The sequence below is a fragment of the Caldicellulosiruptor bescii DSM 6725 genome, from assembly GCF_000022325.1.
In the GTDB taxonomy this organism is placed as follows: domain Bacteria; phylum Bacillota; class Thermoanaerobacteria; order Caldicellulosiruptorales; family Caldicellulosiruptoraceae; genus Caldicellulosiruptor; species Caldicellulosiruptor bescii.
Window position 1 is genome coordinate 141,211 of sequence record NC_012034.1, and the last position, 13,104, is coordinate 154,314.

The 13,104-nt window shown below is 33.4% G+C and carries 10 protein-coding genes, 1 pseudogene and 1 CRISPR repeat array (1 of these 12 only partly in view); of the genes and pseudogenes, 10 read left to right on the forward strand and 1 reads right to left on the reverse strand.

Annotated elements, in window-relative coordinates; genetic code table 11:
• Positions 1-51 precede the first annotated feature (51 nt).
• Together ATHE_RS00585 and ATHE_RS00590 are read left to right on the forward strand one after the other, a co-directional pair.
• Positions 52-639, forward strand: coding sequence for a hypothetical protein (locus tag ATHE_RS00585; RefSeq protein ID WP_015906756.1), 588 nt, complete (start codon positions 52-54; stop codon positions 637-639).
• 211 nt (positions 640-850) lie between these two features.
• Positions 851-1,558, forward strand: coding sequence for a CRISPR-associated protein Cas6 (locus tag ATHE_RS00590; protein ID WP_015906757.1), 708 nt, complete (start codon positions 851-853; stop codon positions 1,556-1,558).
• Here ATHE_RS00590 and ATHE_RS15420 read toward each other — a convergent pair.
• Positions 1,509-1,639, reverse strand: a pseudogene (locus ATHE_RS15420) (ISNCY family transposase); the annotation flags it as partial. The gene ATHE_RS00590 and the pseudogene ATHE_RS15420 sit on opposite strands and share 50 nt — an antisense overlap.
• A gap of 133 nt (positions 1,640-1,772) precedes the next feature.
• Between ATHE_RS15420 and cas6 the strand changes: the two are divergent.
• The 8 genes from cas6 (at position 1,773) to cas2 (ending at position 10,206) form a co-directional block, all read left to right on the forward strand.
• Positions 1,773-2,558, forward strand: coding sequence for a CRISPR-associated endoribonuclease Cas6 (gene cas6 / locus ATHE_RS00595; protein ID WP_015906758.1), 786 nt, complete (start codon positions 1,773-1,775; stop codon positions 2,556-2,558).
• Positions 2,559-2,590: 32 nt separating this feature from the next.
• On the forward strand, positions 2,591-4,231 hold the full coding sequence (gene cas8a1, locus ATHE_RS00600) for a type I-B CRISPR-associated protein Cas8b1/Cst1 (RefSeq protein WP_015906759.1): 1,641 nt from the start codon (positions 2,591-2,593) through the stop codon (positions 4,229-4,231).
• Positions 4,228-5,157 (forward strand): type I-B CRISPR-associated protein Cas7/Cst2/DevR, encoded by a 930-nt coding sequence (gene cas7i, locus ATHE_RS00605; RefSeq protein ID WP_015906760.1) that lies wholly within the window; start codon positions 4,228-4,230, stop codon positions 5,155-5,157. Before cas8a1 ends, cas7i begins: the two co-directional genes overlap by 4 nt.
• 2 nt (positions 5,158-5,159) lie before the next feature.
• Complete coding sequence (cas5b, locus tag ATHE_RS00610) at positions 5,160-5,909, forward strand: type I-B CRISPR-associated protein Cas5b (protein ID WP_015906761.1); 750 nt, start codon at positions 5,160-5,162, stop codon at positions 5,907-5,909.
• Positions 5,896-8,223, forward strand: a complete 2,328-nt coding sequence (locus tag ATHE_RS00615; protein WP_015906762.1) for a CRISPR-associated helicase/endonuclease Cas3 — start codon at positions 5,896-5,898, stop codon at positions 8,221-8,223. The genes cas5b and ATHE_RS00615 overlap by 14 nt, the downstream gene beginning before the upstream one ends.
• Positions 8,224-8,252: 29 nt before the next feature.
• Positions 8,253-8,768: a CRISPR-associated protein Cas4 gene (gene cas4, locus ATHE_RS00620; RefSeq protein WP_015906763.1), complete on the forward strand. Its 516-nt coding sequence runs from the start codon at positions 8,253-8,255 to the stop codon at positions 8,766-8,768.
• 5 nt (positions 8,769-8,773) lie between these two features.
• Positions 8,774-9,754 (forward strand): type I-B CRISPR-associated endonuclease Cas1b, encoded by a 981-nt coding sequence (gene cas1b, locus ATHE_RS00625; protein WP_015906764.1) that lies wholly within the window; start codon positions 8,774-8,776, stop codon positions 9,752-9,754.
• A 188-nt stretch (positions 9,755-9,942) separates the two neighbouring features.
• Positions 9,943-10,206, forward strand: coding sequence for a CRISPR-associated endonuclease Cas2 (gene cas2, locus ATHE_RS00630; protein ID WP_015906765.1), 264 nt, complete (start codon positions 9,943-9,945; stop codon positions 10,204-10,206).
• Positions 10,207-10,443: 237 nt separating this feature from the next.
• Positions 10,444-13,104: a CRISPR direct-repeat array (repeat unit 29 nt; unit sequence GTTTTATCTGAACTATGAGGGATGTAAAC) (it continues 6,086 nt past the right edge of the window).

Genomic DNA, 13,104 nt, shown 5'->3' on the forward strand with positions numbered 1-13,104 from the left:
TTTAGTAGTAGATTTAACTCTCAGTTTAATATAAAGAAGAGGAGTTGCAAAATGGAAAAGAAAACTTTTGAAAATCCCTTTTTGATGGCATTTGTAGTGTATCTGGTTATAAGCTTGGTTGTTATTTTTATTTTTATTGCTAAAATAAACAGATTAGAAGTATTCAAGACAAACTATAATGCCAAAATACCCAATATCTTCTTTGCTGAATATTCGTACAAGCTCTCTGATGCAAAGGATATCCTAAAGCATCTTGTAGAAGACCAAAATATTGATTTTTCGTACTTGAGAGGGAGAGCAGAAGAATATTTTTTAAACAATACATTGACAATGTCAATTGCAAAAGAACCTGATATCTTTGAGGAAAAGGATATTAGCAGGATAATGAATGAAAGGTATGGTCTTGTTGTTAAGGTGAGAGATTTTGTAAGAAAGATAAACGAAAGGATAATTGTGCCCAAAGACAGAAATCTTGCGCTGCAGATTAAACCCGATATTGAAAAGATAATTTTTTTGCTTGACGCTTTGAATGAAGACTTGCAGTCGTTCAGAGATTCTAATACGAAAAAGGTATATAAGGAGTATGAAAAGGAGCTTTTGGAGTATTTTAAAAAGGTTGAGAAGAAAATTTTGCAATAAAGTCAAGGGTAAATTGTACTAATATAAATCAATTCAAGGCTGCCTCGATATGGCAGCTTTTTTTATTATCTCTTGAAACATTAGATTATTTTTAAACACCAAAAAATTTTAAGTTTTTTCAAAAAGAAAGAAGGATTTTAGCAATTAATGCCGAAATATAATAATCAATGCAAATTGATGCTAATGTTAAAGAAAAAGGTGGGATATTTACATGAGAGCAAAATTTATCTTTGAAGTATCTGAAAAACAAGGACAGGTTCATGAACTTCCTATCTATTACAGAACCATTTTTATGAGTTTTTTAAAAAGAGCACTATCACTTTACAATCAAGAATATTTCAACAGGCTTTACTGGTGGGAAGATAAAAAGAATAAATGGCAAAAGCCTTTTGTCTTTGCAGTAAATCTTCCCAATATGAACTTTCAAGATGATACCGTTTCTTTCAAAGGAGATATTTTGCTTAATCTTTCCACATCTGACTATGAGTTTTTTGTAAACATGTACAATAGCTTACTCAACAATCGTCTCTATCCATACCCTTTAACAGATAGTTGCAAGATTGCGCTTAAGCGAACGTATTTGGTAAGAGAGCCAGAAAAGTTTGACTCAAAAATGACCTTCAAAACGTTTGCTACAATTTTGATTGAAAAAAAAGAAGGCAAAAAAAAGGTGCCAGTTTTGCCTTTTGATGAAGGGTTTGAAGAGATTTTCAACGATGTTGTTGACTTTGAGATAAGAAATATTCGTATTTTGAGAGGACAAAACAAAGGACTGCAAAAAAGGTTTTATCTGAACTATAAGGGATGTAAACGATTGATACAATTTCTAGAGCTTTCGTTGTTTTTATACAGTCTTATCTGGATTATGGAGCTATTATTTGAAATAAATCAAATTTTCTCGGTCCTCTTCTCCTATTAAGTTTCTTCTTCTCAGTTAGTATTTCAGTAATCTTTTTATCACGTAATACAACTTTAAAAATTTTTTATTTTGAGCTTGGATAGTTTAGTCATATTCTTTGTCCTCCTTTAAAAATTTTATTTTGAAAAAGAAGGATTTATACAGTTAATGTCGAAATATAATAAACAATACAGTTTAACACAAGAATTTGTTAAAAAAGGAGAGATTGTTTGAGATGAGAGCAAAATTTATATTTGAAGTACATAATGGGTTTAATGAAACCAAGGAACTCCCAGTTTACTATAGAACCTTATTTATGGCTTTTTTAAAAAAAGCGCTATCATCATACAATGAGGAATATTTCAAAAGGCTTTATTGGTGGGAGGATAAAAAGAATAAGTGGCAAAAGCCGTTCGTTTATGCGGTAAATTTGCCCAACATGAATTTTTCAGACGATAAAGTGCTGTTCAGGGGAGATATAGTTTTAAACCTTTCAACTTCCGATTATGAGTTTTTTGTCAATATCTACAATAGTTTAATCAGCAGCAAACTATATCCTCATAAATTGGCTAATAACTGTGGAATCAAGCTCAAGAGGGCATACCTTATAAAAGAACCAGAACAATTTTCTTCAACTATGACTTTCAAAACCTTTTCACCTGTGCTGATTGAGAAAAAAGAGGGAGATGAGAAAATTCCAGTTTTGCCCTATGATGAAGGATTTGAAGAGGTTTTGAACGAAGTAATTGACTTTGAAATTAGAAATCTCAGAATTTTGCGAGGGCAAAATAGAGGACTTCATAAAAGAATTAGTTTCAGGCCAATAAATATCAAAAAGATTGTTGTAAAGCATAAAATTTCTGAGTTTGTAGAAAACACCGGCAAAGAGATTATGTATCTTACAGGCTTTGGCGGTATATTTGAACTATCAGGACATCCTGATGATTTAAAAGAGATTTATCAAAATGGTCTTGGATTTAGAAGAGGGCAAGGATTTGGTTTTATTGAAGTGGTGAGGTAATAATATGAAAAATAAAAGGGGAATAGGAAAAAATGAAGGAGAGGGTTTATTTAGGTGACTGGGCTTATAATGCAGGGATTATAGGCTTTATTGAGATTATGCTGGATGGAGAAGATATAGATTCTCAAAACATTATAACTATTGGACTAAATTACATTGAATTTGAAAGAGAAAGTTTGCGAGGGTTTTCCGACAAGTTTTTTAAGAAAGCTTATCAGAGGTATCCAAGGACAGATGAGATTATAAATGAAGGAAAGGATTTACTGGAACAACTAAATAACCGAAGTGATATAGATGAACAGCAGAGAGAGAGAATAAGAAAGTTTAAAGACAGAGTTAATGGTTTTGCAAAACTGAGCAGGCTTGCGAAAGAATATGGATGCAGTTTGAATAAAAAGTTTAATAAAAATGAAGCAGTAGATTTTGTAAACACGATAATAAAAATTTTGGAAGATAGAAAACAGGAGTTTATGGAAAACGATGTAAAGGTTTATTTGAACAGTGTTAGCTCAGTATATGGTGAAGCAAGCTTTCTAAATAGGCAAATTACAGAAAACCTAAAAGAAAAGTTTTACAACGACTTTGAAAAACCTATAATAGAGAAGGCCAATGAAGAGGACAAGAAGTATCCCTGTATATTTTGCGGTGAGAGAAAAGCTAAAAAAGGTGCAATGTTTAACACAGGGATTGTGAATTTTCTTGGAGCAAACAAAGATAACAAGAATTTCTTCTGGAACTTTAAGCCTCAGCTGCCTATATGCGAAATCTGTGAGCTTATGTATTTCTGTATTTTTGCGGCCCTGACTGAATTTAGAGTTGGACAAACCAAAAGGTTTTACTTTGTAGATAAAAGTACTTCTGTTTTGGAGCTATATCAAGCAAATAAATTGTTTATGGAAATAATGTCAAAAGAAGAAAATTTACTCAAAGACAAAGGAATTTTGAACTTCATAAATGATTACTTATTGTTAAAACTGAGGGAAGAAAGCAAGTTTGCCCTAACTAACGTTCTTTTTGTTGAAATAGATCTCTCTTCAGTTGCTCCAAAGGTTTATGGCTTCAATATATCCAAGCAAAAGGCTGAATTTGTAACCTCCAATTATGAATTTTTTGAAAATGTTGTGGGAACCAAAATAACTGTGAAAGACAATACCTTGTATCCTTTCCACGAGCTTTTGCAGAGGTTTTTAAATAATACGCTAAGCTTTCAGTTTGTATCATTTTTAGAAAGTCAGTTTATAAGCTCTAAAAAAGTGAATTCAAAAATTAAAACAAACCTTTCACCCTATAGGCTTCAAATGTTTAACATTATCACATATAAATTTCTAAAAAGCATAAAAAGAGGTGAAATGTTGATGGATGAAAAAAGTTTGTGGAGGATGTACTTTTTTGGACAGGAGTTAAAGAAAACATTCTTAAAATCAGGTGCAGAAAACAAGATAACGAGCCTTGCATATCGTTTGATTTCAGCACTTAGAATTGGTGACATAAACACCTTTATGAATTTAGTTATTAGAACTTATATGAACTATAACATGGAAGTACCGGCTTTATTTGTTTCGTGTATAAATGATAAAGACAATTTTTGCGCATTAGGATATAGCTTTGTAAACGGGCTTTTGGGAAGTGAAAGAGATGAAAGATTAGAAAATGAGGAGGATGAGGAGAAATGAGTAAAAATGCAGGTATCACGATTACAGTTGTGTTTGAAGCGATGAGCTTGAATTATGGAGAGAGCGTAGGGAATATCTCTGAACTTAAAAAACTTACAAGAGAAAATAAAGTGTATACTTACATGTCAAGACAGGCATTGAGATATGAAAAACACAAATTTATGCTGGAAAATTCAGAGTACAGGGAAGCGCCTGTAACAGGAGATGAGCAGGTTGTGCAGTTTACAAAAGAAGCAACAATCACACAATACCCCGAAATAGATTTATTCGGTTATATGAAAACATCTGGGCAGGGGCAGGGTGCACAGACAAGGACGACAGTTGTCAAAATAACACCTGCTGTCTCTTTAGAAGAGTATAAAAACGACATAGAATTTGCAACCAATTTAAATTTAGCAAAAAGAGCAAATACCAATCCAAACCCTTATCAGCTTGAACAGCATAAGTCTCTTTACACCTATACTATTTCAGTTGATTTGGATAGATTAGGTAGAGACTTTGATGAGAAGGGAAATGTCATTGAAGAGGTGCCTATTGAAGAAAGACTGAAAAGACTTAATACCCTCTTTGATGCAATAAAGTTTTTGAGCAGAGAAATCAAGGGAAGAAGAGAGAATTTAAGTCCACTTTTTGTAATAGGCGGACTTTATCCAGTTAAAAATTCCTTTTTCTTGAACAGAATTAAGATCATAAAAGATGACGTTGGCTATGCAATTGATGCAAGGTTACTTAATAGTACATGCGAGCTGACTCTTCCAAATGGTAAGAAGGTTTATGATTATACTTTATTAGGATTGATAGAAGGATTTTTTGTAAATGAAGAACAACTCAAGAAACTTTTGCCGGATTCAAGTGGAACAATTGATTACTTCTTTGAAACTTTAAAAGAGAAAGCACAGAAATATTATAAAGAGGGGACAGTTTGAAGATGTCTCAAAAACTTCTGAAGATTAAACTTTATCAGCCTTTTGCAAACTTCAGAAAACCTTTTTCATATGGAATAGTAGATTCTTACCCTCTGCCTCCGCCTTCCACTGTAAAGGGTTGGCTTCACAATATCTTGGGGGCAAAAAATGGAGAATATTACAAAATGGCTGTTTCTATTTGTGGAAAGTTTAATTCCATCGTTTATGACATTCAAAGAATCATAAAATTTGACAGATTAAGAAAAGAAGATTCCTCTGCTCCAATTTTAAAAGATGTCTCAGCGAGGGTATTAAATGGCATTATATATGTGACCAACCTTGTTGATGTAGAGCTATGTATTCATGTAAATGCAGAACAAGAGGTTTTAAAAGGGATTTCTCTTGATATCTTTAATTCTTACTGGGGACTTGGAAGAAAAGAAGACTTGTTGAGAGTGGATGAAGTGAAGTTCTTTGAACCTCAAGTTGTAGAGTATAGGGAGTATGTAAAGCACAAACTTCCTGACATAGGGATGTATCTAAAGACAAGTACTGCGGAGAAGTTGAGGGTTGATGGAATTAGGTTCAGATTGAATAATCGTTATATAAAAACCAAAGATGGTCTTAGGATATTTACGGATAAAAAGGATGTAGTGTATTTTGAAAATCTTCAACATTTAAACCCTATAATGTCTGTTAGTGATAAGCTGTTAGTAGATGATGAAAATATTCTTATTGATTTAATAGGTGATGATGAGTATGAAAGCCTATGAGGATATAGATCTTTACGCAAAGAGATTTAAAACTGAGAAAGGTTATGAATACCAGACAATATACGAACATACAATGACACTACTGCAGAATATGGAAAAATTATTCAAAGAGTATAGAGAGGAGATCGAAGAAGGTTTCCAAAAACTTCAGATTGACCTTGAGATGTTTAAATATTTGCTAAAATTAGCAATAATATATCATGATTTGGGCAAGGCGAATTCAAACTTTCAAAGAAAGATAAGAGACAAGACAAAATCAAATGAGGTACCTCAAGTAAAGTGCTTGTCTGTGGAGGTACCTCATAACTTTATCTCAATAGCTTTTGTGGCTTTGGAAGATGAGATAGACAAGGGGAATATCAGCCCAGAAGATTTTGAAAATTTGCTTTTTGCTATTGCATTTTCGCATGACAGGGGTTTTGATTTCAACTACCAATATTTTGAAAAATACATTTGTGAGGATGTTTCAAAGTATTTAACTAATAAGACATTACTTCCTTTGTTTAAAGAACTTCCTTCATTTCCTACCAAAGATGAAATAGAGAAGAGTTCAAACTATGTATATAGAACTATTGACTGGTTGAAAGAGGTCATGCTCAAAAGTTATACCGACCTTTACAATAAAAACACAATTATGAGAATTCTTTTGAAAGGTTTTCTTCATAGACTTGATCATTCAAGTTCTGCAGGAATTAGTACAGAAGAAGGAAAGATTACAGATTTTTCTCATAAGGTTGAGAGCTACTTGAAAGAAAAGGGGAATTTCGTTGGTTTTAAAGAATTTCAGCTAAAAGCTTTAGATTTCTCAAACCAGAATGTTATTTTATTTGCTCCCACAGGCAGTGGTAAGACAGAGTTTGGCTTAAACTGGGCAGGCAGAAGCAAATTAATTTACACTCTTCCAATTCGTGTTTCAATCAACGCAATGTACGAAAGACTGGCGAAAATTTTTGGTAGTAATAAGGTTGGAATATTGCATTCTGACAGTATGATTTATCTGCTTGAAAAGTATTCACAATCAGCTGAAGATGTCCAAGAGTTAGAATCCTTATTTGACAATGTAAACCTTGCGAGGAATTTAAGTTTTCCGATAATTGTAACAACCGGCGACCAGATTTTTACATCTGCTTTAAAATGGCCCGGTTTTGAGAAAATATATTCGTTATTCTTATACTCAAAGATTATAATTGATGAGCCACAAAGCTATTCTCCAGAGTCTTTGGCAATTATAATAAAGACCTTAGAAGAAATAGTAAATTTAAATGGACGATTCTGCTTGATGAGTGCCACTGTAAATCCTCTTGTACTAAAGTATCTTGGAGATATTTCTGAATATTTACAGGCATATTCAGATGAAGAATTAAAAAAATGCTGGTCGCATGTTGTTTCGGTCAAACCACTTTCTATTTTAGATTGTGTAGATGAAATTGTAAATTGTGGGAAGCAACAAAATGTACTTGTAATATGCAACACAGTAAGAAGGTCACAGGAAGTTTATAAGGCTATAAAAGAAAGCATAGGAAATTCTGATGATGTCCCGGTTGAACTTTTGCATTCAAGATTTTTGGAAGGGCAAAGAAGGCAAAAAGAACATTTTATTCTTTCAAACCAGAGAAAAAATAGTATTGTAATTTCAACCCAGCTTGTAGAAGCGTCACTTGACATAGATTATGACGTTTTGTTTACGGAACTGGCTTCTGCAGATTCATTGCTGCAGCGAATGGGGAGAGTATACAGGAAAAGACCATATGAGGGGCAAAAACCAAATGTTATTATCCTAACAAAGGAACCAAGCGGAATTGGAAGAGTTTATCAGAAAGAAATTGTTACTAGAACAGAAGAGTTTTTGAAAAGGTTTGACGGAAGAAAAATTACAGAATATGACAAAAAAGAGCTAAATGAATATGCCTACGATGTTGAGGTACTTTCAAACACTAATTTCATGAAGAGTTTCAAAAAAGCATATGAACTTTTGAAGTTAGGATTTAAAGCAGATAGAAAGATTGAAGCTCAAAAGATTTTTAGGGATGTAGTTACAGTTGAAGGTATACCGAGGAAGGTATTCGAGGTAAATGAAGAAACAATCAGAGAGTGCCTGAAGAGAATAGGTTCAAAATCTTTAAGCCCTATTGAGAAACTGCAGCTAATTTCAGATGTTCGAAAGTACACAGTTACAGTTCCGGTGTACTTTTTCGCAAAAGGTGGAGCGAGTGAGTATAGCAAAAAGCTGGGTATATTCATTTTAAATTGTGATTATGACGACGAGTTGGGCTTGTTACCACCTAAGGAATCAGAAAAAGATGATATATGGTAAAAACTACAAAAAGAGAGTGAGCTTTCAAAATGTCAGAAGAAATTCAAGAACTGCAAGACCTCAAATTCCAAGGCATTAAAATCAACTACTTTTATGTTTGCAAAAGAAAACTTTGGCTATTTAGCAAAAACATCACATTTGAAAATCAATCAGACAAAGTATTGCTTGGCAGGATTTTGCATGAGTATTCTTATCCCAAGGAAAAGACAAAAGAGGTCTTAATAGACAATCTTATAATGATTGACATTCTTTCTGACGGGGCAGTAAGAGAGGTAAAATACAGCAGCAGAATGAAAGAGGCAGATATAATGCAGGTTATGTATTATCTTTACTATCTAAAACAAAAAGGGATAGAAAAGCAAGGTATAATCAACTATCCAAAAGAACGCAGGAAAGAAATCTTACAGCTTACACCTGAATATGAACAAAAAGTAAAACAGGCGCTAAGTGAGATAGAAAAAATAACTTCTCAAGCAACTCCACCGCCGGCTACAAAGCAAAAAATATGCAAATCTTGTGCGTACCTTGAGTTTTGCTGGGGGTAAAAGCTATGCAAAAAACACTTTACATTACCTCAAACGGAAGACTCAGAAGAAAAAACAATACCTTGTACTTTGAGACAGAGACTGAAAAAAGGTCAATTGATATCGAAAACATTGAACAAATTCACATCTTTGGTGAAGTCGATTTGAATACCAAGACTTTGAATTATATCTCTCAATACGGCATAGTTCTTCACTTTTACAACTATTACGGATTTTATTTGGGGAGTTTTCTGCCTCGAAAGAAAAACATTTCAGGAGATGTTGTTGTTCGGCAAGCACTTCATTATCTTGATAGGGAAAAGAGAATCTTCTTGGCATACTGTTTTGTCGAATCAGCGGTTTATCATATGATGAGAAATTTAAGAGAAAGAAAAAAAACAGAGGCTTTTTTGAATGCAATTGAAGATGAATGGGAAAATGGCAGGTTTAATATTTCAAGCATATCAGAGCTTATGGGGCTTGAGGGAAGAGTGAGGAATATTTACTATTCGTCTTTCAATCAGTTTTTGCCAGAAGACTTTTACATGGAAAAGCGTGAAAAAAGACCACCGACAAATCCGATAAATGCTTTGATTTCATTAGGAAATAGCCTAATTTATAGCACAGTTTTAACAGAGATTTACCATACTCAGCTTGACCCAAGCATAAGTTTTTTGCATGAACCAAGTGAAAAGAGGTTTTCATTAAGTCTTGATATATCTGAAATTTTCAAACCTCTGATTGTGGATAGTGTAATTTTCAAGCTTTTGAATAATCATCAGCTTACACTTGAACACTTCGATGAGGATTTGAATTATTGCTACTTGAATCAAGATGGAAAAAAGATTTTTATCAATGAACTAAAAAACAAGCTTGAGACAACAGTTCGTCACAGACAGCTAAATAGAAATGTTTCCTATAAGGGATTTATAAGACTTGAGTGTTACAAGCTGATAAAACATTTTATAGGCGATCAGGTTTACTCGCCACTTAAGGCGTGGTGGTAAAAGTTGGTTAAGGAATGGTCAGGTAAACCTCTTTGTCAGTCGTCGAAAGCGTTGAGGAGTGCAGTGCCAATGAAAAGATAGTGCCTATTGGCAGACATTTGTTTCTGTAAGACATCGGTACACACGGACCCAGCAAACATATTTTAAACAAATATATTATAAGTTTTTGCCCAAAGGAGTGATTAAAGATATTTGTAATAGTCACATATGATGTCAATGAAAAAAGAGTCAACAAGGTAAGAAAGATTTTGAAAAAATACTTCACATGGGTTCAAAACTCAGTATTCGAAGGTGAAATCACATTGGGCAAGCTTGAAAAATGCAAACGTGAACTTTTATCGGTTATAGAGAAGAATGAAGATTCAGTGTATTTTTATGAGATGGAATATAAACTTGTGTGCAATAAAAAGGTTTTAGGACAAGAAAAGAACTATGATTCTATTATAATTTGAAGATTTTGAAATGAATCCATTGATGAATAAGTATTTCCGAAACTAACCATTTTGCAGCGAGGCTTATAACTATTTTAAAGTTTCTGTCTTCTTTTCCTACAAGGCTTTCAAGACTCTTTACCATCTCCTTACAAAACCCAACCATCCCCTCGCTGCAATTTATTTTTGTTGTGAAAAATTTGTTAATAGGTTATAATATAGATGTAGCATAGAAAAGATGATATTTATTATTAATGGGTTTTATCTGAACTATGAGGGATGTAAACTAAAGAAAGAGGGAAAGTAAATGGCTTTGATAGATTGTTTTATCTGAACTATGAGGGATGTAAACCGCATTAAGCCACTGCAAGGTAGAATTTGACCAATTGTTTTATCTGAACTATGAGGGATGTAAACTGTATTTGGACTTTAAAATTGTCATTTGCAATATCAGTTTTATCTGAACTATGAGGGATGTAAACGTATGATACAAATGGTAATGAGATTAGATTGTATCTGTTTTATCTGAACTATGAGGGATGTAAACCAATATCCATATTTGCGAGGTGTAGATGGTGTCGAGTTTTATCTGAACTATGAGGGATGTAAACACACTTAAAAAACTTAATGTAGCATTCATTGGTGGAGTTTTATCTGAACTATGAGGGATGTAAACTTTTATTTTCCTTGTTCGTGTATTAAAATCATATTCAGTTTTATCTGAACTATGAGGGATGTAAACATTGAAAGCAAACCACAGATTGTGAATGCTGACCAATGTTTTATCTGAACTATGAGGGATGTAAACTAAAATTTCTATATCGCTAAATATAACAAGCATATAGTTTTATCTGAACTATGAGGGATGTAAACACGCTTCTAACGCAACTGTTTATGACGTTCATAGGTGGTTTTATCTGAACTATGAGGGATGTAAACTCAGTTAATCATTTTAAGCGCTTGGAGCCTTTTTGATGTTTTATCTGAACTATGAGGGATGTAAACTTGAGAACTTTTATATTAACTCTATCAACTAACCCAGGTTTTATCTGAACTATGAGGGATGTAAACTTAAACCAACTAAGTATGCTAAATCAAAAGGCAGCGAGTTTTATCTGAACTATGAGGGATGTAAACACAATCTTGTTGGAATATTTTCAAACAGAGCAACTGTTTTATCTGAACTATGAGGGATGTAAACAAGATGATGTAGCACCATATGTCGCACTTGGCTTTAGGTTTTATCTGAACTATGAGGGATGTAAACTGAAAACAAGAAAGATTTTAATATCAAGCCACTGGACGTTTTATCTGAACTATGAGGGATGTAAACTCAACAATTTTATAGCCAAGTGGTGGAATTCCACCAGTTTTATCTGAACTATGAGGGATGTAAACCTATGATTATTATAACAAAATGTTCTGTTCCTTAAAGTTTTATCTGAACTATGAGGGATGTAAACCGTGTATCCCAAGTTTAACGCACATCTCATTCACCTTGTTTTATCTGAACTATGAGGGATGTAAACTTGATAATATATTTGACTTTGCTCATCACTTTACAGGTTTTATCTGAACTATGAGGGATGTAAACGCACCAAACAAGCTCAAAATAGGTATTGCCTGCCTTAGTTTTATCTGAACTATGAGGGATGTAAACAGTGATTTCTTTATTGAGTTCCTTTTCTATTTCTGCGTTTTATCTGAACTATGAGGGATGTAAACACAAAAATGGTAGAAAACAACAGAAAGTATAAATTGTGTTTTATCTGAACTATGAGGGATGTAAACCTTTGCAAAGATAAAAAATGCTGGTTGTGTGGAGGTGTTTTATCTGAACTATGAGGGATGTAAACCCTTTCTTTTTTTTTCTAACAGACCAGCCCTACTCGGGTTTTATCTGAACTATGAGGGATGTAAACGTTGTCAATGAAAATTGGTGCTGAGAAGTTGTAATATTGTTTTATCTGAACTATGAGGGATGTAAACGATTTCTGATGGAAATCAGGATATTAGCCTCTGGTAGTTTTATCTGAACTATGAGGGATGTAAACTGTCTGTTTCAAGGCGTCTTATAAGCTTATCTTCTGGTTTTATCTGAACTATGAGGGATGTAAACCTTTTTCTGTGCAGCATTGTAAGCCTGCATTACAATTGTTTTATCTGAACTATGAGGGATGTAAACGCTAAACCACCAGCTAATAATGTTGCTGTTGCCACATGTTTTATCTGAACTATGAGGGATGTAAACGTGCATGTGCATGAGCCGATTCAGAAGGGTTAATCCCTGTTTTATCTGAACTATGAGGGATGTAAACTGAATTTCATGTATCATCAAATAATGTCTCAAATAAGTTTTATCTGAACTATGAGGGATGTAAACCTGGAAGCACAAGGGATTATAAAATACGAAATTGATAATGTTTTATCTGAACTATGAGGGATGTAAACATTCGCATTGATGAGATTAACAGAACAATGATAGCAGGTTTTATCTGAACTATGAGGGATGTAAACGTCGAATACTCTAAATCTTCAACTGTATTATAAAACCGTTTTATCTGAACTATGAGGGATGTAAACATTCGCATTGATGAGATTAACAGAACAATGATAGCAGGTTTTATCTGAACTATGAGGGATGTAAACGTCGAATACTCTAAATCTTCAACTGTATTATAAAACCGTTTTATCTGAACTATGAGGGATGTAAACCAATTATATGCTTGTTATATTTAGCGATATAGAGTTTTATCTGAACTATGAGGGATGTAAACGCTTGAACTATAAACTGTTTTGTCGCTGGTGAAAGTGGTTTTATCTGAACTATGAGGGATGTAAACAATAATCAGTAGGGCCCATTATTTTTTCGCCAAAAGTTTTATCTGAACTATGAGGGATGTAAACCTCTATTTTTTT

Bases quoted from the DNA above. Each gene is read 5' to 3' on its own strand.
- cas8a1 (WP_015906759.1), top strand. From the start codon at position 2,591: ATGAAGGAGAGGGTTTATTTAGGTGACTGGGCTTATAATGCAGGGATT.
- ATHE_RS00585 (WP_015906756.1), top strand. From the start codon at position 52: ATGGAAAAGAAAACTTTTGAAAATCCCTTTTTGATGGCATTTGTAGTG.
- ATHE_RS00615 (WP_015906762.1), top strand. From the start codon at position 5,896: ATGAAAGCCTATGAGGATATAGATCTTTACGCAAAGAGATTTAAAACT.
- cas7i (WP_015906760.1), top strand. From the start codon at position 4,228: ATGAGTAAAAATGCAGGTATCACGATTACAGTTGTGTTTGAAGCGATG.
- cas5b (WP_015906761.1), top strand. From the start codon at position 5,160: ATGTCTCAAAAACTTCTGAAGATTAAACTTTATCAGCCTTTTGCAAAC.
- ATHE_RS00590 (WP_015906757.1), top strand. From the start codon at position 851: ATGAGAGCAAAATTTATCTTTGAAGTATCTGAAAAACAAGGACAGGTT.
- cas1b (WP_015906764.1), top strand. From the start codon at position 8,774: ATGCAAAAAACACTTTACATTACCTCAAACGGAAGACTCAGAAGAAAA.
- cas6 (WP_015906758.1), top strand. From the start codon at position 1,773: ATGAGAGCAAAATTTATATTTGAAGTACATAATGGGTTTAATGAAACC.
- cas4 (WP_015906763.1), top strand. From the start codon at position 8,253: ATGTCAGAAGAAATTCAAGAACTGCAAGACCTCAAATTCCAAGGCATT.